At 63.9% G+C, this 20,049-nt stretch carries 21 protein-coding genes and 1 pseudogene; 15 read left to right on the forward strand and 7 right to left on the reverse strand.

Translation table 11 applies throughout. The annotated features are described in order from the left end of the window. Positions 1 to 12: 12 nt before the first annotated feature. The 4 genes from ASD87_RS22885 to ASD87_RS22900 form a co-directional block, all read right to left on the reverse strand. Entirely contained in the window at positions 13 to 717 is a 705-nt protein-coding gene (locus tag ASD87_RS22885; RefSeq protein WP_056326904.1) for an ABC transporter ATP-binding protein, read from the reverse strand. Beyond that, on the reverse strand, positions 710 to 2,491 hold the full coding sequence (locus ASD87_RS22890; RefSeq protein ID WP_056326905.1) for an ATP-binding cassette domain-containing protein: 1,782 nt from the start codon (positions 2,489 to 2,491) through the stop codon (positions 710 to 712). Before ASD87_RS22890 ends, ASD87_RS22885 begins: the two co-directional genes overlap by 8 nt. A 22-nt stretch (positions 2,492 to 2,513) precedes the next feature. Continuing rightward, positions 2,514 to 3,380 (reverse strand): branched-chain amino acid ABC transporter permease, encoded by an 867-nt coding sequence (locus ASD87_RS22895; protein ID WP_056326907.1) that lies wholly within the window; start codon positions 3,378 to 3,380, stop codon positions 2,514 to 2,516. A 134-nt stretch (positions 3,381 to 3,514) separates the two neighbouring features. Further along, entirely contained in the window at positions 3,515 to 4,714 is a 1,200-nt protein-coding gene (locus ASD87_RS22900; protein WP_056326909.1) for an ABC transporter substrate-binding protein, read from the reverse strand. A 331-nt stretch (positions 4,715 to 5,045) separates the two neighbouring features. Here ASD87_RS22900 and ASD87_RS22905 point away from each other — a divergent pair, with 331 nt between their 5' ends. From ASD87_RS22905 to ASD87_RS22915, 3 genes are read left to right on the forward strand one after another with little or no spacing between them, the layout of a single operon-like run. Next, positions 5,046 to 5,828: an SDR family oxidoreductase gene (locus ASD87_RS22905; RefSeq protein WP_056326912.1), complete on the forward strand. Its 783-nt coding sequence runs from the start codon at positions 5,046 to 5,048 to the stop codon at positions 5,826 to 5,828. After that, entirely contained in the window at positions 5,828 to 6,784 is a 957-nt protein-coding gene (locus tag ASD87_RS22910; protein ID WP_056326913.1) for a 3-hydroxyacyl-CoA dehydrogenase, read from the forward strand. The genes ASD87_RS22905 and ASD87_RS22910 overlap by 1 nt, the downstream gene beginning before the upstream one ends. Further along, entirely contained in the window at positions 6,777 to 7,712 is a 936-nt protein-coding gene (locus ASD87_RS22915; RefSeq protein WP_056326915.1) for a 3-keto-5-aminohexanoate cleavage protein, read from the forward strand. Before ASD87_RS22910 ends, ASD87_RS22915 begins: the two co-directional genes overlap by 8 nt. A 58-nt stretch (positions 7,713 to 7,770) precedes the next feature. On the opposite strand, the gene ASD87_RS22920 is transcribed toward ASD87_RS22915, so the two are convergent. Together ASD87_RS22920 and ASD87_RS22925 are read right to left on the reverse strand one after the other, a co-directional pair. Then, complete coding sequence (locus ASD87_RS22920) at positions 7,771 to 8,841, reverse strand: glycerol dehydrogenase (RefSeq protein ID WP_056326917.1); 1,071 nt, start codon at positions 8,839 to 8,841, stop codon at positions 7,771 to 7,773. Positions 8,842 to 8,850: 9 nt separating this feature from the next. Further along, the gene (locus tag ASD87_RS22925) at positions 8,851 to 9,555 is read right to left on the reverse strand and encodes a GntR family transcriptional regulator (protein WP_056326919.1); all 705 of its coding nucleotides are present in this window, start codon (positions 9,553 to 9,555) and stop codon (positions 8,851 to 8,853) included. 167 nt (positions 9,556 to 9,722) lie between these two features. On the opposite strand from ASD87_RS22925, the gene ASD87_RS22930 reads away from it, so the two are divergent. The 9 genes and pseudogenes from ASD87_RS22930 (at position 9,723) to ASD87_RS22965 (ending at position 17,676) form a co-directional block, all read left to right on the forward strand. Beyond that, positions 9,723 to 10,538: a transketolase gene (locus tag ASD87_RS22930; protein WP_156403491.1), complete on the forward strand. Its 816-nt coding sequence runs from the start codon at positions 9,723 to 9,725 to the stop codon at positions 10,536 to 10,538. After that, positions 10,539 to 11,525, forward strand: a complete 987-nt coding sequence (locus ASD87_RS22935; RefSeq protein WP_056326922.1) for a transketolase family protein — start codon at positions 10,539 to 10,541, stop codon at positions 11,523 to 11,525. Positions 11,526 to 11,538: 13 nt separating this feature from the next. Further along, complete coding sequence (locus ASD87_RS22940) at positions 11,539 to 12,342, forward strand: shikimate dehydrogenase (protein ID WP_056326924.1); 804 nt, start codon at positions 11,539 to 11,541, stop codon at positions 12,340 to 12,342. Positions 12,343 to 12,377: 35 nt separating this feature from the next. Next, entirely contained in the window at positions 12,378 to 13,976 is a 1,599-nt protein-coding gene (locus ASD87_RS22945; protein WP_056326926.1) for a GMC family oxidoreductase, read from the forward strand. A gap of 151 nt (positions 13,977 to 14,127) precedes the next feature. Beyond that, a complete protein-coding gene (locus tag ASD87_RS22950) occupies positions 14,128 to 14,838 on the forward strand; it encodes a glutathione S-transferase (protein WP_056326928.1) in 711 nt (236 codons plus the stop codon). A 158-nt stretch (positions 14,839 to 14,996) separates the two neighbouring features. Then, positions 14,997 to 16,340, forward strand: a complete 1,344-nt coding sequence (locus ASD87_RS27560; RefSeq protein ID WP_056326930.1) for a methyl-accepting chemotaxis protein — start codon at positions 14,997 to 14,999, stop codon at positions 16,338 to 16,340. A gap of 138 nt (positions 16,341 to 16,478) precedes the next feature. After that, positions 16,479 to 16,667: pseudogene (locus ASD87_RS26755) on the forward strand (DUF1653 domain-containing protein); the annotation flags it as partial. A gap of 4 nt (positions 16,668 to 16,671) precedes the next feature. Next, positions 16,672 to 17,292, forward strand: coding sequence for a PolC-type DNA polymerase III (locus tag ASD87_RS22960; RefSeq protein WP_082586404.1), 621 nt, complete (start codon positions 16,672 to 16,674; stop codon positions 17,290 to 17,292). A gap of 27 nt (positions 17,293 to 17,319) precedes the next feature. Beyond that, a complete protein-coding gene (locus ASD87_RS22965; RefSeq protein WP_056326934.1) occupies positions 17,320 to 17,676 on the forward strand; it encodes a nucleotide pyrophosphohydrolase in 357 nt (118 codons plus the stop codon). A gap of 34 nt (positions 17,677 to 17,710) precedes the next feature. On the opposite strand, the gene ASD87_RS22970 is transcribed toward ASD87_RS22965, so the two are convergent. Continuing rightward, positions 17,711 to 18,001, reverse strand: coding sequence for an antibiotic biosynthesis monooxygenase (locus ASD87_RS22970; protein WP_056326936.1), 291 nt, complete (start codon positions 17,999 to 18,001; stop codon positions 17,711 to 17,713). Between the two features lie 99 nt (positions 18,002 to 18,100). Here ASD87_RS22970 and ASD87_RS22975 point away from each other — a divergent pair, with 99 nt between their 5' ends. The 3 genes from ASD87_RS22975 to ASD87_RS22985 all read left to right on the forward strand — a co-directional run bounded on the left by ASD87_RS22975 (position 18,101) and on the right by ASD87_RS22985 (position 20,046). Continuing rightward, complete coding sequence (locus tag ASD87_RS22975; RefSeq protein ID WP_235512790.1) at positions 18,101 to 18,502, forward strand: hypothetical protein; 402 nt, start codon at positions 18,101 to 18,103, stop codon at positions 18,500 to 18,502. A 339-nt stretch (positions 18,503 to 18,841) separates the two neighbouring features. Next, positions 18,842 to 19,318, forward strand: a complete 477-nt coding sequence (locus ASD87_RS22980; protein ID WP_056326939.1) for a hypothetical protein — start codon at positions 18,842 to 18,844, stop codon at positions 19,316 to 19,318. A gap of 44 nt (positions 19,319 to 19,362) precedes the next feature. Next, the gene (locus ASD87_RS22985; protein ID WP_056326941.1) at positions 19,363 to 20,046 is read left to right on the forward strand and encodes a hypothetical protein; all 684 of its coding nucleotides are present in this window, start codon (positions 19,363 to 19,365) and stop codon (positions 20,044 to 20,046) included. Positions 20,047 to 20,049 lie beyond the last annotated feature (3 nt).

Here is a 20,049-nt window from a genome sequence, read left to right on the forward strand (position 1 = left end):
GGTCCTTGGATTTCAGTGGCCTAGATAGGCCTTCTTGACGTGGGGATCGCTGAGCAGCTCGGCGCCGGTGCCCGTGCGCACGATCGCGCCGTTCTCAAGCACGTAGCCGCGATCGGCCAGGCGCAGCGTGCGAAACACGTTCTGCTCCACCAGCAGCACCGTGACGCCATGCGAGGTGACATCGCGGATGATGTCGAACATCTGCTGCACCAGTAGCGGCGACAGGCCCAGCGACGGCTCGTCGAACACCAGCAGTTTCGGATCGGCCATCATGCCGCGCGCGATGGCGACCATCTGCTGTTCGCCGCCCGACAGCGATCCGGCGTACTGGCTCAGTCGTTCCTTCACGCGCGGGAAGATGCGCAGCACCTCCTCCAGCTTGCGCTCGACGATCGGGCGGGCCGCCCGCTTGTACGAGCCCATCAGCAGGTTGTCGCGCACCGTGAAATGGGGAAAGAGCTGGCGGCCTTCGGGAATCATCGTGATGCCGGCATCCACGATGTCGTAGGGCTGGAGGTTGGTCAGATCCCGGCCTTCGAATTCCACCTTGCCCTGCGTGGCGGCGATCACCCCGCACAGCGTCTTGAGCGTGGTGGTCTTGCCCGCGCCATTGGCGCCAATCAGCGTGACGATCTCGCCCGCGTGCACCTCGAAATTCAGGCCGTTGAGCACCTGGCTCTTGCCATAGCCCGACGTCAGATTCGACACCTTAAGCATCCTGATACTCCTTGCCCAGATAGGCTTCGATGACGGCCGGATTCTCGACCACGTCCTTCGGGGCGCCGCTGACCAGCACGCCGCCTTCGTTCAGGACGATGATGCGGTCGGACAGCGCCATCGTCGCCTGCATCATGTGTTCGATCAGCAGCACCGAGACGCCGGAATCGCGGATGCGCCGGATCATCTGGATCGATTTCTCGATGTCCGTGGGATTCAGGCCCGCCATCACTTCATCCAGCAGCAGGATGCGCGGCTTGATCGCCAGCGCCCGCGCCACCTCCAGCCGCTTCATGCCGCCCACCGTGAGGCTGCGCGCCTCGGTGTTCAAGTACTTCACCAGGTCGGTCTGCTCGGCCACCTTCAGCGCGATCTGCTCGGCTTCGTCGCGGTCGGACGTGTGAATGAAGGCGCCCAGCATGATGTTCTCCAGCACCGTCAAACCCGTGAACGGTTTGGCGATCTGGAACGTGCGGCCCAAGCCCTTGTGTGCAAAGGCGTCGGGCGTCTTGCAGCTGACCCAGTTGCCATGCTGGTCGCGCATCGTGATGTCGCCCTTGTCCGGCGACAGAAAGCCCGACAGCAGGTTGAACACCGTGGTCTTGCCGGCGCCGTTGGGACCGATCATGCCCAGGATCTCGTGCTGGTTGAGCGTCAGCGACACGTCGTTGGTGGCGCGCAGGCCGCCAAAGCTCTTGAACAGGCCCTCCGCTTTCAGCACGGGCTGCTCGCTGCGCGTGGCGTTGCGGATGCGGATCTCGTCGGCGAGCTTGCGCTTGGCCGGGGGCGTGCCCAGGTACGGCAGGCGCGCCAGCATGCGCTCGATGAAGGGCCCGAACGCGCCGGCCAGACCGCGCGGAATCGTCAGCACCACTGCCACCAGGATCAGGCCGTAGATCAACCCGTGCATGCCGTTGCCCACGCTGCTGAGCCAGCCGCGCGCCAGTTCCGCGATGGGCAGCACCAGGAAGGTGCCCGCGATGGGGCCGGACACGGTGCCCAGTCCGCCGATCAGCGCAAACATCGCGACCTGGATGGACAGCTCGAGCGAGAACGCGGAGCTGGGGTCGACGAAGGTCAGATACGTGATGTGGAAAGTGCCGATGATGCTGGTCAGCACGGCCGACGCAACGGCGGCGATGATCTTCACGCGCACGGTGTGGATGCCCACCGCCAGCGCCGCATCCTCGCGTTCGCGGATCGCGATCAGGTAATGCCCGATGCGTGACTTGCGGATGTACCACGAGACCCAGGTCACCAGCACGAACAGGCCGAACGCGATGATGACGTAGTTGATCTTCTCGCGGAACACGATCCAGGCCCAGCCGATGTTCAAGGGCAGGCTGATGCCGCTGGAACCGCCCGTCCAGCTTTCCTCGTGGATGACCAGGAGGCGCACGACTTCCAGGATGGCGATGGTCGCCAGCGCGAAGAAGGGACCCCGCAGGCGCAGCGTGGGATAGCTGATCAGGATGGCGACGGCGGCGGAAATGGCCGCGCCCGCAAACATGCCTATCCACGGCGAGATGCCGAAGTTCTGCGTCAGCAGGGTGGCCGTGTAGCCGCCGATGCCGTAGAACACTGCGTGGCCAAGGGACAACTGGCCGGCATAGCCGCCCACGATGTTCCAGGCGACCGACAGCGCGGAAAACACGAACAGCAGGACAAAAAGGTTGGTCCAGAAAGGCGTGCCCATGACGACGGGCACGAGGAACATCGTGATCAGCAGAATGAGGCTGACGTAGGCTTTGGGATGTCGAAAGTCGGGAAACACGTCTTGCTCCTTGTTGTTCTGGTCACTCTGTGCCGATGCCGAACAGACCGTTAGGCTTCAGGACAAGGATCAAGAGGAAGATCCCGAAATAGACGACCTCCTTCAGGTCGGGCGCGATGTAGAAACCCGCCAGCGTGTCGACGATGCCGATGATCATGGAGCCGGCGACCGCGCCGTACAGGCTGCCCAGGCCGCCCAGCACCACGATGACAAACGCGGTCAGCACGAAGTACGTGCCCACCGTCGGGAACACCGGATACTGCGGCGCAAGCAGACCCGCGGCGATGCCCACGAATGCGGTGCCCAGGCCAAAGGCGATGGCGTACACGTTGTTGACGTTCACGCCCATCAGCGTGGCGGCATAGCGGTGCTGCGCCACGGCGCGCAGCGCGCGGCCAAGATAGGTGCGGTGCATGAACAGGTGCAGCAGCACGGCCAGGGTCAGGCCGATGACGAAGGTGACGAGCTGGCCGGTGACCATCGAGAACGGGCCGACGTCGATGGCGTTGGTGCCCAACTCCACCGGCGCGCGGTACACGTTGGCCCCGAAAATCACGAGCGCCAGGTTCAGCAGGATGGTGGATACCCCCACCGTGGCGAAGATCTGGATGTGCTGGTCGGCGTGCAGCAACGGCTGGATGATGCCCTTCTGCGTCAGCGCGCCCAGCGCGAACAGGATCACGGCGACAGGAATCAGGCCGGCGTAGGGGTGGATGCCGAACTGCGCCGCGATCAGATAGACCATGTACATGCCGATCATCAGGAACTCGCCGTGCGCGAAGTTCACGACGCGCACGACGCCGAAGATGAGTGTCAGCCCCAGGCTGATGATCGTGTATGCGCCGCCCAGCAACAGGCCATTGATGACCAGTTGAATGAATAATTCCATTGTGCAACCTCTAAGTGCGGGAGGCGCCCCGTCCCCGTCCCGCAGCTTCCAGGGACGGGGCGCTCGAACCCCGGGTAATGCCGGACGCGCGCCGGGGCTGCAAGCCCCCCGCGTCCGGCCGCTGGCATCGCGCTTTATTTCTTGAAGATGGGCTTGCCGAGAGCGAGGTTGTCAGGACCGATGGTGACGAGCTTGCCGTCCTGCCACTGCATCACGTAGAAGGTGGACGCGTTGTTCTGTCCGTCTTCGCCGAAGTCGAATCCCCAGCCATTGGCCGTCTGGCCCGCGGGCTTCTTGTAGGCCAGCACCGCGGCGCGGATCTTGTCCTTGTCCGTGGACTTGGCGTTGCCGATCGCTTCAAAGAACGCCTTGGCGCCGACGTAGTTGGTCAGGCTGTGGCCGGATTGCGGATCGCTCTTGTACGTGTCCTTGTAGGCCTTCAGGAACTTGTCCAGCCCCGGCGCGCCGGCCGGGTTGATGGACGCTTGCGGGAAGTCCAGGTCGAACACGCCGTTCATGTCGGCGCCGACAGCCTTGGCGGTGTCGGCAAGCGAATAGCCGCCGCCCGCGCCGATCACGACCTTGGGCTTGAAGCCCGCCGCGCGCGCCTGGCTGAAGAACAGGATGGCGTCGTTCTGGTAGGCCGTCTGCAGCACGACGTCGGCCTTGGCGCCCTTCAGGCGCAAGATCAGCGAAGACAGGTCAACGGTCTTGGCCGAGTAGGGCAGAACTTCGACGACGTTGTAGCCAAGTTCCTGCGCGCGCTTCTTTTCGGTGGCCGCCACGTCGGTCCCATACGGGCCGTCTTCGTGGATGATGCCAATCTTGATGTCCTTGGGGTTCAGGCCCATCCCGGGCGCGATGGTCTCGTGCAGCGCATTCACGACCGACACGCCGTACAGCGCGGTGTTGGGATTGCTGCGGAACAGGTACTTGTAGCCGCGCGTGGTGATCTTGTGCGCGGTGGCGCCCAACTCGAAGTAGGGCACGCCGGCCAGCTCGGTCACGGGCGAGGCGGCGTACGAAATGCCCGACGCGTAGCTGCCGAAGACGCCGACCACGTTGGCCGAGATCAGACGCTTGGTTTCCGACACGGCCTGCGTGGGATCCACGGCGTCGGCCTTGATGATTTCGATCTTTTCGCCGTTCACTCCCCCCGCGGCGTTGATCTCGTTCACGGCCAGTTCCAGTCCGCGATAGCTTTCCTGTCCAAGCAGCGCAAGCGCGCCACTGAACGGGAACAGGGCGCCTACCTTCATGTCGGCCGCTGCGGTGCCGCTTGCCAGCGCGCCGCACACACCCAGCGCCAAAACAATTTTGTTGAACTTGAACACTGTCTACGCTCCTTTGTCGGTATGGGATGCGGACTGGATTCTGAGGTCCGTCCGTCTTTTGCTATATATGATATATGTGCCGGCGGGGCGTGAAACCCTCGCCTTGGATTCTAGTGGCGGTCGCTGCATGCCGAATCAGGGAATTCCCTGAAACCGCATGAATAAAGCCTTAGCGGCCGATATACAAGAAAAAATCACACTTGATTCCGTCTGGCGGACCACGCCTTTTGTACGAGGTTAGGGCCGCTTGGCGGATCACAGCATAGCCGGTTTTATCATATATCGTATATGATGATTCGCGCTCATAAGAACGATCCGAGGAGACAAGAGCATGTTCGATGAAGTCGATTTCAACGGCAAGAAAGTGCTTATCACGGCCGGCGCCGATGGACTGGGTCTGGAAATGGCCAAGGTCTTTCATCATGCCGGCGCCACCGTGTTCGTGTGCGACGTCAATGAAGCGCGGCTGGCAGCCTTGCCCACCGAATTGCCCGGCGTGCACGTGGCGCATGCCGATGTGTCTGACGAGGCCAGCGTCGAGCAGCTCTTCGCGGCGGTCCGCCAGACGCTGGGCGGTCTGGACATCCTGATCAACAACGCCGGCGTCGCCGGTCCCACGGGCTTTGTGGAAACGCTTTCCAAAGCGGACTGGGATCGCACCCTTGCCGTCAACATCACGGGCCAGTTCCTGTGCGCGCGCCAGGCCATTGCGCTGCTCAAGGAATCGAAGGCGGGCGTGATGATCAATCTGTCGTCGGCGGCGGGGCATCTTGGGTTCGCCGGCCGGTCGGTGTATTCGGCATCCAAGTGGGCGGTGATCGGTTTCACCAAGTCGCTCGCCATCGAACTGGGTCCCCATAACATCCGCGTCAACGCCATTCTGCCCGGCGCGGTCGAAGGTCCCCGCATTCGCGCGGTGATCGCCGCCAAGGCCGGCACACTGGGCCGGCCGGTTCAAGAGATCGCGGCCCAATACGAAAACCAGGCCGTGCTTGGCCGCATGGTCACCGCGCGCGATATCGCCAACATGGTCCTGTTCAACGCCAGCGAGGCCGCCCGCAGCGTCACCGGGCAGGCCATCGTGGTGGACGGCTTCACGCAGAAGCTCTACTGATGGGCACGGAAAACGCCGTGCGGCGCGCCGCCATCATTGGAACGGGATTGATCGGGCAGGGGTGGGCCATTGTCTTTGCGCGCATGGGCTGGGAAGTGCGGCTTCACGACGTCAATGCCGCCATGCTCGCCGAGGCGCGCACCCTGATCCTGCAGCAGCTGCGCGTGCTGCAAGCGCAGGGCTTGCTGGACGACGCCGACGCCATCGTCGATCGTGTGCAGGTGTCTTCCAGCCTGCAGGAAGCCCTGGCCGGCGCCAGCTACGTCCAGGAGAACTCACCGGAAAACGTGGAGATCAAGCGTGCGCTCTTTTCCGAACTGGATGCTTTGGCCGAACCGCACGCCATCATCGGCAGTTCCACGTCCAGCATCCCGGCAAGCCAGCTCACCGAGCATCTTGCCGGCAGGCGCCGGTGCCTCGTCGCTCATCCCGTCAATCCGCCATATCTGATCCCTGTGGTCGAACTGTGTCCGGCGCCGTGGACCAGTCCTGAAGCGCTGGCGGGTGCGCGCGAAATCATGACGGGCATCGGCCAGAAGCCCGTGCTCGTGCGGCGCGAAATCGAAGGCTTCATCCTGAACCGCCTGCAGGGCGCGTTGCTGCAAGAGGCCTTCCGTCTTGCAAGCCAGGGCATCGCCAGCGCGCAAGACATCGACACCACGGTCAAGGACGGACTTGGCCTGCGCTGGTCCTTCATGGGCCCCTTTGAAACCATCGATCTGAATGCGCCGGGCGGCATCGCGGATTACTGCCGGCGTTACGGCGGCCTGTACCAATCCATCGGCGCCACGCAAGGCGACTGCGTGGCCTGGGAAGGCGCGCTGGTCGACTCACTGTCCGACGAGCGGCGCGCCTTGCTGCCCGAAGAGGATCTTGCCGCACGCCGCTTCTGGCGTGACGAAAAGTTGATGCGCCTCATGCGTCACAAACAATGCAACGGAGACAACAATGGCTAAGCCCAAATCGAAGGTCGTCATCACCTGCGCCGTGACGGGCGCCATCCACACGCCCAGCATGTCGCCGCATCTGCCGGTCACGGCCGACGAGATCGCCGAGGCCGCCATTGGCGCCGCCAAGGCCGGCGCTGCAGTGCTGCACCTGCATGCGCGCGATCCCCAGACCGGCAAGCCTTCCCAGGATCCGGCGCTGTTCAAGCCCTTCCTGGAACGCATCAAGCGCGAGACCGACGCCATCATCAACATCACCACGGGCGGCAGCCCGCACATGACGGTGGAAGAGCGCATGCGGCCCGCCACCACGTTCCAGCCGGAGCTGGCGTCGTTGAACATGGGTTCCATGAACTTCGGCCTCTTTCCCATGCTGGACCGCTTCTCGGAGTTCAAGCACGACTGGGAGCGCGAGCATCTGGAAAACAGCCGCTCGCTGATCTTTCGCAACACGTACCAGGACATCGAATCCATCCTGACGCTGGGCAATGCCAACGGCACGCGGTTCGAATTCGAGTGCTATGACATCAGCCATCTCTACAACCTGGCCCATTTCGTGGACCGCGGTCTGGTCAAGTCGCCGCCCTTCATCCAGTCCGTGTTCGGCATTCTGGGCGGAATCGGTCCGCATCCGGAAGACCTGATGCACATGAAGCGCACGGCGGACCGCCTGTTTGGCAACGACTACGAGTGGTCGATCCTGGGTGCCGGACGCAACCAGATGCCGTTGGCGACCATCGGCGCGGCCATGGGCTCGAACGTGCGGGTGGGGCTGGAGGATTCGCTGTGGATCGGGCCGGGTCAGCTGGCCGAATCCAACCGCGTTCAGGTCGAACGCATCCGCGGCATTCTCGAAGCCTTGAACCTCGAGGTCGCCACGCCGGACGAGGCGCGGGCCAAGCTGGGGTTGAAAGGAAAGGACAACGTCGCGTTCTGACCGGGCAAGCGGCGCGGGCGGGCGGTCAGCGCCGCCCGCTTTTTTGCGCTAAGCCGGATCAGGCGTGGCGCCGCAAGGCCTCAGCCAGCGTGCTCACATCCAGCGTGCGATCGAAGTTGGCGGCATGCCTGGCTTTCAGGCTGAGGTCCGCGGCCAACGTCAGTTCCGCGTCGGTCGGCTGGCCGGGCGCGCCGAGTTCGCGCAGCGTGGTCGGCAGGCCGACCTGGGCGTACCACTGTTGCAGATCGGCCAACATCCCATCGCCGCGGCTTTCCAGGTCCAGCTGCACCAGCAGGCCCACCGCGACCTGCAGGCCATGCAGCGCCGTCGCGATGCCGTTGATCTTAGGCAGCCCGCGCGTCAGGGCGTGGGCAATGGACAGGCCGCCGCTTTCGAAACCGAGACCGCTCATGAGGATCATCGCTTCCACCACGCGCTCGAACGCGGGCGTGGGCTGGCCGGTTCCCGCCACGGCCACGGCGTCAGCGCCGTCCGCCATCAGCGTGCGCAGGCAGCCGTCCGCAATGAGCTGGGCCGTGAGCAGCGGCGCCGCGTCATACATGTTCTTGCCGCCATTGCGCTGGCATTGCTCGGCTTCGAACTTCTTGGAAATCGCATCGCCCAGTCCGGCGCGAAAGAAATGCACCGGCGCGGTCGCGATGATGGCGGTGTCGACCAGCACGATGGTGGGATTGAACAGCATGTGCTCGACGGCCAGGAGATTGTGATGAGCGTCGTAAAGCACGTAGTTCTTGCTGGTGGGCGCGTCGTTGGATGCCACCGTGGGCACGGTGATCAGGTGGCAGTGCGACGATTTGGCGACGGCCTTGCCCGCATCCAGCGACTTGCCGCCGCCCACCGCAATGACCATGTCGATGCCCGCGGGCGCGGCCTGCGCGCGCAAGCCGTCAATGACCTCGGGCGTCAGGTCGCCCTCCACGATCAGCGGCACAAGCGTCACGCCGTGCCCGGCGCACACCGCCTCGATTCTTGGACCCAGCACGCCATGGACGTAGCTGTCGATGACGAGCGCGGCGCGTCTTCCGAACAGCGCCGCATATTGTCCCAACGTTTCCAGGGCGCCCGATCCCTGGATGTAGCGGCTGGGCGCTCCAAAAATCTTCAGCATGGCGTCTTCCTATTTGCGGGCCCCGGGGGGGCGGTAGTCCAGTTCTTTTTCCCGTTCGACCAGCCAGTCGATCATGATCTTTCCGCCCCATACCAGGTCGGCCTGAATCGCTTCCCGCGCCGCTTCCGAATCGCGCGCCTCAAGGGCCTCGATCACGGCCTCGTGGCGGTGTTCGTTCTGCGAGTAATCCAGCCCCGCCGTCTTGACGTGAAACACCTTGAGGATGGGGCCGGTGATGACCCAGAACGACTCGACCGTGTTGCGCAGGATGGGCTTGTTGCTGGCTTCCAGGATGGCGAAGTGGAACCTGCGGTTCAGGTAGCTGGCGCGTTTGGGATCGGTGGAGGTGCACGAGATGAAATCGCGCTGCAGCGCGATCAGGTTGTCGAGCTGCTTGCGCGTGATGTGCTGCGCGGCTTCGGCGGCGCCCATGCCTTCCAGGTGAAAGCGGATCTGCTGGATCTCGCGCAGCTTTTCCGAGTTGACGTACGGAACATACACCGCGGTGGCCGCCTGCATTTCCAGGCCTTGCTCGCTGATGAGCCGGAAGATGGCTTCGCGGACCGGCGTGATGGACACGCCCATTTCCTGTGCCAGTTCGCCAATGATCAGGCGTTCGCCAGGTTCGTACTGCCCGTTGATCAGGGCATTGCGGATTTCGTTGTAGACCCTGACGGAAAGGTTCTCTTTTTTGACCGGTTTGAGGCTGGGCATGGCGTTTCTGGCTTGCTGTATAGGGGATGCGGGACGAACCCAGGAGCGATTCTAGCCCGGCGTAGCCAATTCGAGCGCAATGGGTATATTATATATCATATATCCATACAACACGAGGAGGCGCGATGCGCAAGGAGCAGGGGACCCCTACCGCGGGGGAAATCGCGATGCTGCGGGCAAAGGCCCGCCATATCAGGCTTGAGACGATCCGCCTCATTGAAATTGCCAAGGTCGGTCATTACAGCTCCGTGTTCTCGTGCGCCGAGATATTCGCGGCGCTCTACTACGATGTGATGCGCCTGCGGCATGGCGAGCCGCAATGGCCGGATCGCGATCGTTTCCTCATGGGCAAGGGCCACGCCGCGGTGGGCTTGTTCCCGATACTGGCCGATCTGGGCTTCATCGACCGTGAGCTGCTCGACGGCTACACGCGGCTGGGCAGTCCCCTGGGCGATCACCCCGACATGAGCAAGGTGCCCGGCGTGGACTTCAGCTCCGGTTCCATCGGCCACGCCTTGTCCAACGGCGTGGGCATGGCGGTGGGCGGGCGCATGAACGCACGCGACTTCAACGTGTTCGTGATGCTCGGCGATGGCGAAATGCAGGAAGGGCAGGTCTGGGAAGCCGCGCTCTTCGCGGCGCACAATCGCTTGTCCCGTCTGATCGCCATCGTCGATCGCAACGGCTATCAGCTCGACGGCAAGGTCGACGACGTCATGGGCGTGGAATCGCTGAAGGAGAAATGGCAGGCGTTCGGCTGGGAGGTCCACGAGGTCGACGGCCACAATCTTGCCGACCTGACGGCGTTGCTGCGCCGTCTGCGCGACGACGACTCGCGCGCCCGGCCGGCCTGCGTGATCGCCCGCACCGTCAAGGGCAAGGGCGTGACCTACATGGAAACCGAACCGGGTTGGCACCTGGGCTACCTGGCTCCTCAAGATGCGCAAAGCGCTGTCGAAGAAATCCTCTCCCGCGAGATCTGAATGGCACAGGCACAAGTCCTCTCCCCCGATTCCTGGCAATACCGCGCCCTCAATGCGGTGAACCCCGGGCTGTCCTATCTCTCTGATGCGCTGATCGAGCTGGCGAAGGCGGGGCATCCGGTCGTGGCCGGGTCGGCCGACCTGCAGTACTCGAACGGCTTGAACCGTTTCGCCCAGGCCTACCCCGATCGCTATGTGCAGTTCGGCATCTCCGAGCAGAACATGGTGTCGGCGGCGGCCGGGCTTGCGACGACCGGCATGATGCCGTTCGTCGCCACCTTTGCCTCGTTCCTCGGCCTGTTGTGCTGCGAGCAGATCCGGATGGACGTCGCCTACACCCGGCTGCCGGTGCGCCTGATAGGCCATCACACCGGAATCAGCCTGGGCTTCTATGGCACCTCCCACCACGCCACCGAAGATATCTCCACCATGCGCGCGCTCGCGGGACTGACAGTGGTGTCGCCTGCCGACGGGCCGCAACTTGCGTCCGCCATCAAGGCGTCCGCGGACTGGCCCGAGCCCATCTACTTCCGTATCGGACGCGGACGCGATCCGCAGGTCTATGAAGACGGCACGCCGTTCCAGTTTGGCCGTGCGATTGTCCACGATGTTGGTAGCGACCTGACGCTGATCGCGTGCGGCATCACGCTGCACGGCGCGCTGGCCGCCGCCCGGCAGTTGCGCGAAGAGGGCCTGTCGGTAGGCGTGATCGACATGCCCACGATCAAGCCGCTGGACCGCGACGCCATCCTGAAGGCTGCGGGCCAATCCCGGCTGATGATGACGGTCGAAGAGCACAATGTGCTGGGCGGCCTCGGATCGGCGGTCGCCGAGGTGCTGGCCGACGCAGGCACCGGTACCCGGCTGCGCCGTCATGGCATCTATGACGAATACAGCCTCATTGCGCCGCCGACCACCCTGTACGCCCATTACAAGCTCGACGCCGAAGGCATTGCCGGCGTCGCGCGGGAATTCATCAAGCTTTGATCCGGAGACATTCATGAACGAAATCAGCGGCAACACACGCTTGTTCGGCATCCTGGCCGACCCCATTCACCATGTGAAGACGCCGCAGCGCATGAACGAGCATTTCGCCAAGATCGGCTATGACGGGGTTTGCGTGCCGTTTCACGCGCGGCCGGACAACCTTGCTGCCGTGGTTGAAGGCCTGCGCCGGCTGGAAAACCTGGGAGGCGTGATCGTCACGGTGCCCCACAAGACGGCCATCCTGGAATTGGCCGACGAAGCCACGCCTGTCGCGCGCAAGATCGGCGCGGCCAACGTCCTGCGGCGCGAGGCCGATGGGCGTCTGGTGGCGCATATGCTGGACGGCGAAGGTTTTGTCCGCGGTCTGCGCAGTTGCGGCGTCTCGCCGGAAGGCAAGAGCGTCTATCTGGCCGGCGCGGGCGGCGCGGCCAACGCGATCGGCTTTGCACTCGTGCAGGCTGGCGTGTCGCGCCTGACCATCGCCAACCGCACGCCGGCCAAGGCCGAGGACCTCAAGGCCCGCATCCTGTCGCTGCATCCGGACGCGCAGATCTCAGTGGGCAATGCCGATCCGTCCGGCCACGACCTGGTCGTCAACGGCACGTCATTGGGCATGAAGGAAGGCGATCCGCTCCCGCTGGACGCCAGCCGCCTGACGCCGGATCAACTGGTCTGCGAGGTCATCATGCAGCCCAAGGACACCGCGTTGCTCGTCGCGGCGCAGGCGCGCGGCTGCAAGGTCCATTACGGCGCGCCGATGCTGGCCTGCCAGATCGAACTGATGGTGGAAACGCTGGGCGTGACGGCCGCGCGCTAGGCGCGCGGCGCATCTCTGGAACCCGGTGGAAAAAGATGGGCGACTACGATTTCATCATCGCGGGCGGCGGAACGGCCGGCTGCATCCTGGCCAACCGCCTCAGTGCGGATGGCAGGTATCGCGTACTGCTGCTGGAAGCCGGCCACGAGGCGCGCAGCATGTGGATTCCGATTCCAGCGGGCTTTTCCAAGCTGCTGGTCGATCCGCAATACAACTGGCGCTTTGCGACCGAGCCCGAGGACAACGTCCACGGCCGGGTCATCGCCGTGCCGCGCGGCAAGGGCTTGGGCGGATCGACGCTCATCAACGGCATGATCTACGTGCGCGGCCAGCCCCAGGATTACGACGGCTGGGTGGCGGCCGGCGCGGCAGGTTGGGGCCGCGACGTGGCCGAGCGCATCTACCGCAAGATCGAGAACTACGCGCCGGGGGGCGAGCACCGCGGCAAGGATGGGCCGATGCACCTCGAAGAGGTCGCCGAACGCTTCCCCGTGTCGGATGCCTTCCTGCAGGCCGCGCGCGAAGACGGTCAGCCGTTCAATCCGGATTACAACAGCGGCGATCAGGAAGGCGTGGGCTATTACCAGGTGCTCCAGCACCGCGGCCGGCGCTGGAGCGTCGTGGACGGCTACCTGAAACCGGCGGCCGGCCGGCGCAATCTCAGTGTCGAATGCGGTGCCCATGTCACGAGGCTGGTATTCGAAGGAAAGCGCTGCGTCGGCGTGGCCTATCGCAAGAACGGGCAAGAACACACGGTGCGTGCGCGCCGCGAAACGTTGCTTTGCATGGGTGCGGTGCAGTCGCCGCAATTGCTGGAATTGTCCGGCGTGGGCAATCCGGCCCTGTTGAAGGCGCATGGCATCGACCTCGTGCACGCGCAACCGTCGGTGGGCGAAAACTACATCGACCACTTCGCCACGCGCATGAACTGGCGCGTCAAGAACACGGTGACCTTGAACGAGATGTCGCGCGGCTGGCGGCTGGCGCAGCAGGTGGCGCGCTATTACCTGAGCCGCAAAGGCATCCTGACGCTCGGCACGGGGTTGGTGCACGGCTTCGTGAAAAGCCGTCCCGGCCTGCCCACGCCGGACGTGCAGTTTTTCTTTGTGCACGCCAGTTACGCCAACGCAGCCGAACGCATTCTGGATCGCCACCCCGGCATGACCATCGGCGTGGCCCAATTGCGTCCCGAGTCGGTCGGGTCCATTCACATCAAGTCGGCCGATCCCATGGCCGGACCTGCCATCCGGCCCAACTTCCTGTCCGCGCAGGTCGACCGCGATAGCCTGGTGGGCGGCATGCAGGTGGCCCGGCGCATCGTGGGCCGGCCCGCCATGCAGCGCTATGTGCAAGCGGAAATCAGCCCGGGGCCCGATGTGGACACCGACGACGACTGGCTGGATTTCGCCCGGCGCAACGGTCAGACCATCTATCATCCCATCGGCACCTGCCGCATGGGGACGGATGCGGCGGCCGTCACCGACGTGCGTTTGCGGGTCAATGGGCTGACGGGCCTGCGCGTGGTGGATGCGTCGGTCATGCCGAGAATGGTTTCCGGCAACACGCAGGCCGCTGTCATGATGGTGGCCGAACGCGGCGCCGAATTGATTCTTGAAGACGCGGCGCAGGGGTAAATACACGACCCCAGCATGAAAAAGCGCGCAGGCCCGCCGTCTGCGCGTTTTTTTATCGCCGCGTTTTTTCGCGTCTGCGGCATGCGTCTTGCTAACAGCCGACTGCGGCTGCAGACTGCAGATTCGGCTGCGCCAACTGAAAGGAGACCGTATGACTTACGACCTTTGGTATTGGGATGGCATTCCCGGACGGGGAGAATTCGTGCGCCTGGCGCTGGAAGCGGGCGGCATTCCTTATCGGGAGCGGGCGCGTGATCCAGGCGCCGACGAAGGCACGTTGATCGAGGACATGCGATCCGCCCGCAAGCATCCGCCGTTTGCCCCGCCTTATCTGGTGGCCGGAAAAATGACGCTGGGGCAGACGGCCAACATCCTGCTTTTCCTTGGCGAGAAACATGGCCTTGCCCCTGAATCGCTCGAAGGACGATTGTGGGTAAATCAGCTGCAACTCACGATCGCCGACATGGTGGCCGAAGCGCACGACACCCATCACCCCATTTCCGCCAGCGATTATTACGAAGACCAGAAGGAAGAGGCTGCTCGTCGCGCCCGGGTCTTTCGCGAAGAGCGTATTCCGAAGTTTTTGGGATACTTCGAGCGGCTGCTGGACGGGACGGATGCCTGGCTGGCGGGAGGCGGCAAATGGACATATGTCGACCTGTCCTTGTATCACCTGGTCGACGGGCTGTTGTACGCCTTTCCCAAACGCATGGCCACGGTGGCGGCGGATTATCCCAATGTGTTTGCGCTGCACGAACGCGTGACTGCGCTGCCCGAATTGCAGGCGTATTTTGCAAGCGGACGCCGTCTTCCATTTGGCGAAGGGATTTTCCGTCGGTATCGCGAGCTGGATGCGGCTTGAACCCGGGATTACCCGGGGTGTGCGTCATGACGACGATTTGGATTTATTTTTGACCGATCCCAAAAAACGCGATGAGCCGTGATAATTTCTGGGATTAATAGTATCTATTAGATACACGTGTACCAGGCACGCCGGCAAACTCACCCCTGGAGGTCACCATGCTTTGGCATACTCTTGGCCGCTTCATCCGTGGATACCGCGGTACCGACAAAGCAGATCTGCTCGGACAAATCGACGCGATCCATAAATCGCAGGCGGTCATCGAGTTTGATCTGAACGGCCACATACTGACGGCCAACCAGAATTTCCTGGACACCATGGGCTATGCGCTCGACGAGATCCAGGGACAGCACCATCGTATGTTCATCGCGCCGCAAGAGCGCGGGTCGGCGCAGTATGCGGCCTTCTGGGAAAGGCTGGGGCAGGGCGCCCATGATTCCGGCCGCTACCGGCGAATTCGCAAAGACGGATCGGATGTTTGGCTGCAGGCGTCCTACAACCCCATCTTTGACAAGCGCGGGCAGCCACTGAAGGTCATCAAGTACGCCACGGACATCACCGAGCAGCAACACCGGCAGGCGGATTCCGAAGGCCAGCTCGCGGCGATCTGCAAGGTTCAGGCGATCATCGAGTTCGAACTGGACGGCACCATCATGCGCGCCAACGACCTGTTCCTCAGTGCGGTGGGCTATCGCGCGGACGAGGTGCTGGGCCGGCACCACAGCATGTTCGTAACTGCCGACGAGGCGAGAAGCACGGCCTACAAGGATTTCTGGCGCAGACTGCGCAATGGCGAACATGACACGGGTCAGTACATGCGCCTGGGCAAGGGCGGCCGCCAGGTGTGGATCGAAGCCAGCTACAACCCGATCTTCGACGCGCACGGCCGGCCCTTCAAGGTCGTGAAATTTGCCACCGACATTACCAAGCGGTTTACGGCGGCGCAGACGTTGCAGGTCGCCGTGCAAGGCCTGACGGAGAACGCCGAACGGGCGCGGCAGGCCAATAGCCTTGCGCAGGACGCAAGCCGCGTCGCGGAAACCGGTGGCGACACGATGCGCGAGGTGGTGGCCACGATGGAAGCCATCACCGGCAGTTCGCGCCGAATTTCCGAAATCATCGGGGTCATGGACGGCATCGCATTCCAGACCAACATCCTGGCGCTGAACGCCGCGGTCGAAGCGGCGCGCGCGGGCGAACACGGCAAGGGGTTCGCGGTCGTGGCGTCCGAGGTCCGCAACCTGGCGCAGAGCAGCGCCGCCGCCGCCAAGGAGATCAAGGCGCTCATCACGACGTCGGTCGCGCAGGTCGAAGGTGGCGCGGTGCACGTCCAGTCAGCAGGAGGCACGATGGAGGGCATCGTCGCCTCATCGCGCCGCGTCACCGAAATCATGGGTCAGGTCGTTGAAGTGTCGCTCGCGCAATCGGCCAAGCTGGCCGGCGTCACCGAAGACCTGACCGAAACCCGCGTCGAGGCTACGGCACGTCTGCGCGCCGCGTGACGCGGCCCAGCCCGCGCGAAGCGGGTCCCGATTGCGCTATAAAGACGGCATTGCCGATCCTGAATCGTTTTCCCGCGCCCAGCAGTTCAATTCCTTTCCTTCCAGCCACACCTACGCCGCCTTTGCCGTGGCGGTGGCCGCCACTACAAGGGCGGCCTGTATCGCTATGTGGGCACTGCCCGCCATTCCGAGACCGAGGAGTCGATGGTGGTGTACGAACATCTTTGGCCGCACGCGCGCGGTCTGTGGGTGCGACCGGCCGAGCTGTTCTTTGGCAAGCTTGCCGACGGTTCGGACCGCTTCGCAGCGCTGCATCCCGCGGAGTAGGCCCGTGAGCTTTTTCTATCGGCGCACGCCTTCGAGCGGCGCATCACCGGCACGCTCCTCCCGGCCGGCGGCCCGAGTTCAGGCCGCGGTCACGCAAGCCCTTGACGCGTTGGGCGGCCCGTTCATCGTGGCCGACCTTGAAACGACCGGCCTGTCCACTGCCAGTTGCGAAATCCTTGAATTCGCGGCGGTCAGGGTCGGCGAGGGCGGCGTCGTGGTGAACGAGTACACACAGGTCGTGCGGACCTGCGCACGCGTGCCCTCCTTCATTTCCCGCCTTACCGGCATCACGCAGGCCGAAGTCGATCGCGACGGCATACCGGTCGCGCAGGCCTTTTCTTCGTTCCTGGCGTTTGTCGAGGACCTGCCGGTGTTTTTCCACAACGCTTCGTTCGATCGGCGCTTCCTCAGCGCGGCGGCAGACCAGACGGGGATGCCTTTCTCGAACGCCACCCACTGCACGTTGGCGCTGGCGCGCCGCGCGTGGCCCGAGCTGACGTCGCACAAGCTCGACATCCTTGCGCGGCACGTGGGCGCTTCGCAGCCCACCCACCGGGCCTTGGCCGACGTGCGCACGACGGTTGCGGTTGCGCTTGCGGCCAGCGCTCGGCTGGCCTCGGTTTAGCGCGGCGTCATTTTTGTGGGAGTTTCCATGTCAGACCTGCATGAGATCCGGCTTGCCGTGCGTCAGTTCACGGCCGAACGCGAATGGCAGCAGTTCCATTCGCCCAAGAATCTGGCCATGGCCCTGGCGGGCGAAACGGGCGAGCTGGTTTCGCTGTTTCAGTGGCTAAGTGAAGACGAGTCGCGCAATATGTCTGCCGCCCGCCTTGCGGATGCCGCGGACGAGATCGCCGATGTGCAGATGTACCTCGTGGCGCTTGCCGATCAGCTGGGCATCGATATCGCGCAGGCGGTAGCCGGCAAGATGGAGAAGAACGCCAGCAAGTACCCCGCCGACGCGTTCCGGCGCAGTGCGCGTAAATACAACGAGCCGCCCCAAGAATAGTGCCGCGCCGTGCTGCCGCCCGGCGCGGGGGCGCTCAGATCACTTTCTGTTCGTGGTGCACCTGGGGCGGCTCGACGAAAAAGCCGCCCACCAGCTTGCGCCATTCCTGGAAATCGGGCGATTCGCGGAAATCCACCATGTGGTTTTCGACCGTTTCCCAGTCCACCACCAGCGTGTAACGCTGCGGCTGCTCGATGCTGCGGTACAGTTCCATGCCATGGCAACCCTTGGCGCGCAGAAAAAGCGGCTTAGCCTGAGTCACACCGGCTTCGAACAGCGCTTCCTGTCCTTCGCGGACGTGGATGCTGGCAATCTCCTGAATCATGGTTTTGTCTCCGATTGAAGGGGGAGGGGGGCAAGGCCGGGAGTAGTATGGCCGAAATTTCCGCTTCCAGTCCGATTGATGAATCACCGAGCCGTTACCTTGACTCGTCTCATTTCCGTTCGCCTGCTCTGGTATGTGGGCGTCGGCATGATCGTATTGATGTCCCTGTTCCTGCATACCCAGTTCGCGGTTGACGTGCTGCTGTCGGCCATCGCCATTTACATCCCTCTGTCGATGCTGAGCCTGCCGCTGGTGGCGTGGTTGTGCCTGTCGCGCCGCCCGCGAGCCGTCGCGTCCGGGGGGCCGCCCACTTGGCCCGCATATCTTGCCGGCGTCACCGGCATCGCCCTGCTGGCGACCTATCAAGTTGTCGCCAATCTGAATCTGGCCGAGTGCGGATTCCTGCTGGTCATGGTGGCCGTGGACCTGATGCTGGCGCGGCGCGAGACCGGCTGGTGGCTACGCCTGGCGCAAGAGGGTGCTCGCCCTCTTGCGCGCTAGATATCATGCGCGAGCCGCCCGCGCGCACACCCATCCTTTGAGCTGAAAGCCGCCCGGACGGCGGGTCTTCGCGCACGCTTGGCGTCATCCATACGCATGGCCGCATGGGCCCGGCGTCTCCTCTTTCAGGTTTGTGTAATTCGCGAGTCCATCCGCCAGAAAGACCCGGTCGTTCGTTTAACCGATACCGACCTGCCTAGGACGGCGCAATCATTCCGTACCAATACGAAAGTCCCACGCCCTGGCCCTGGACGGGCGCAGTACCTGGGGGAGTAACGGTCCGCGCCGGTCGGTCTCCGGCACCTGTGCATCCGTGCAGACGGATCAGGAGGAGCGCAAATGAAAAAGCTCGCAGCAGTCGCCGCATTGTCATTGTTCGCCGCATCGGCTTACGCCACTGGCCCGGGCCAGGTCGGAGGTTCGGTAACCGGCCACGCCGGCGCCATCAACGGTACCGCGTCATCCATCTCCACCGGCAGTTCGGTGGTCGCCACCCAGATCAACGGCTACGGCTCATCGAGCCAGACGTCGTTCGGTAGTACGGGCGGCATCGCGGAGGTCGGCGGCACGTTCAGCCGCGACGGCACGCAAGTCGTCACCAGCACACGGCAATACGCCAATAGCGAGTCCTACGGGCATGTGTCGGGCAACGCGCCGATCATGGTCGGCGACAGCATCGCGAACGGCGGCGCCACATTCGGCAAGACGGAAACGAGCGCATCGGCGACGGGGACGTTCCATGCAGCGAACATCGGCGCTTTCGGGTCGATACACGGCATCGGCGCGGTGGGCCATGTCGGCGGGTTCAATCGCTGACCGAATTATCCGGACGGCTTCGGCCGTCCGGGCGAGGGGACATCATGAAGACCATAGTTCTAGCCATTTCCCTGTCGCTTGCCGCCATGTCGGCGGGGGCGCAGACCAGCACGTCCAGCTCCTCGACCTCGGCATCGTCCGGGTCGACCAATGCGGGCAACAACCAGGGCATCACGCTCAATTCCAGCAATAGCGGCACCAGCACGTTGCGCAGCGCGCCGCCGGTCGGCGGCCAGAGCTTCTACGGCTCGTTCTCGTCCGACAGCTGCATGGTGTCGGCGGGCGGCGGCGGTTCCGTCGTGGGATTCGGGATGAACGTTGCGATTCCGATCGAAGACCAAAAATGCAGCCTTCGCCGCAACTTCGAGCGCACGATGCAGGCGGCGGCGTCGACCAAGGACGCGGACCGCTCGCGGCGTCTGGAAACGGCAGCCATCGATATCCTGTGCCAGACCGACGACCGCACCAAGGCGGCGCTGGTGGCGCAGGGACTTTGCACCAATCCGGCCTTGACGACGGCGGATCACCGGTTCGACAGCGGCGCCGTGGCGCAGGTCGCGCCGCAAACGCCCGTCCAGACCGCGGGCCCCGTGCCCGTCGCGCCCCAGGCGCAGGCGCCGCAAGGCTACCCCGTGATGTCGGCCCGCAGCGCGGCGTTTACCGCGCCGCCGCTTCGCAATCCCCGCCTGGAGCGTCAGCAGTTTGCCGACCTGTATTCGCCCGGCTGAGAC

This window comes from Achromobacter sp. Root170 (genome assembly GCF_001428165.1).
Taxonomy (GTDB): Bacteria; Pseudomonadota; Gammaproteobacteria; order Burkholderiales; family Burkholderiaceae_B; genus Achromobacter; species Achromobacter mucicolens.

What these genes read in the sequence shown, in the direction of transcription:
- ASD87_RS22970 (WP_056326936.1), bottom strand. Translation starts at nt 18,001, where the DNA reads ATGATTCAGGAGATTGCCAGCATCCACGTCCGCGAAGGACAGGAAGCG.
- ASD87_RS22925 (WP_056326919.1), bottom strand. Translation starts at nt 9,555, where the DNA reads ATGCCCAGCCTCAAACCGGTCAAAAAAGAGAACCTTTCCGTCAGGGTC.
- ASD87_RS22930 (WP_156403491.1), top strand. Translation starts at nt 9,723, where the DNA reads ATGCTGCGGGCAAAGGCCCGCCATATCAGGCTTGAGACGATCCGCCTC.
- ASD87_RS22980 (WP_056326939.1), top strand. Translation starts at nt 18,842, where the DNA reads ATGAAAAAGCTCGCAGCAGTCGCCGCATTGTCATTGTTCGCCGCATCG.
- ASD87_RS22885 (WP_056326904.1), bottom strand. Translation starts at nt 717, where the DNA reads ATGCTTAAGGTGTCGAATCTGACGTCGGGCTATGGCAAGAGCCAGGTG.
- ASD87_RS22985 (WP_056326941.1), top strand. Translation starts at nt 19,363, where the DNA reads ATGAAGACCATAGTTCTAGCCATTTCCCTGTCGCTTGCCGCCATGTCG.
- ASD87_RS22940 (WP_056326924.1), top strand. Translation starts at nt 11,539, where the DNA reads ATGAACGAAATCAGCGGCAACACACGCTTGTTCGGCATCCTGGCCGAC.
- ASD87_RS27560 (WP_056326930.1), top strand. Translation starts at nt 14,997, where the DNA reads ATGCTTTGGCATACTCTTGGCCGCTTCATCCGTGGATACCGCGGTACC.
- ASD87_RS22905 (WP_056326912.1), top strand. Translation starts at nt 5,046, where the DNA reads ATGTTCGATGAAGTCGATTTCAACGGCAAGAAAGTGCTTATCACGGCC.
- ASD87_RS22965 (WP_056326934.1), top strand. Translation starts at nt 17,320, where the DNA reads ATGTCAGACCTGCATGAGATCCGGCTTGCCGTGCGTCAGTTCACGGCC.
- ASD87_RS22945 (WP_056326926.1), top strand. Translation starts at nt 12,378, where the DNA reads ATGGGCGACTACGATTTCATCATCGCGGGCGGCGGAACGGCCGGCTGC.
- ASD87_RS22915 (WP_056326915.1), top strand. Translation starts at nt 6,777, where the DNA reads ATGGCTAAGCCCAAATCGAAGGTCGTCATCACCTGCGCCGTGACGGGC.
- ASD87_RS22895 (WP_056326907.1), bottom strand. Translation starts at nt 3,380, where the DNA reads ATGGAATTATTCATTCAACTGGTCATCAATGGCCTGTTGCTGGGCGGC.
- ASD87_RS22935 (WP_056326922.1), top strand. Translation starts at nt 10,539, where the DNA reads ATGGCACAGGCACAAGTCCTCTCCCCCGATTCCTGGCAATACCGCGCC.
- ASD87_RS22950 (WP_056326928.1), top strand. Translation starts at nt 14,128, where the DNA reads ATGACTTACGACCTTTGGTATTGGGATGGCATTCCCGGACGGGGAGAA.
- ASD87_RS22910 (WP_056326913.1), top strand. Translation starts at nt 5,828, where the DNA reads ATGGGCACGGAAAACGCCGTGCGGCGCGCCGCCATCATTGGAACGGGA.
- ASD87_RS22920 (WP_056326917.1), bottom strand. Translation starts at nt 8,841, where the DNA reads ATGCTGAAGATTTTTGGAGCGCCCAGCCGCTACATCCAGGGATCGGGC.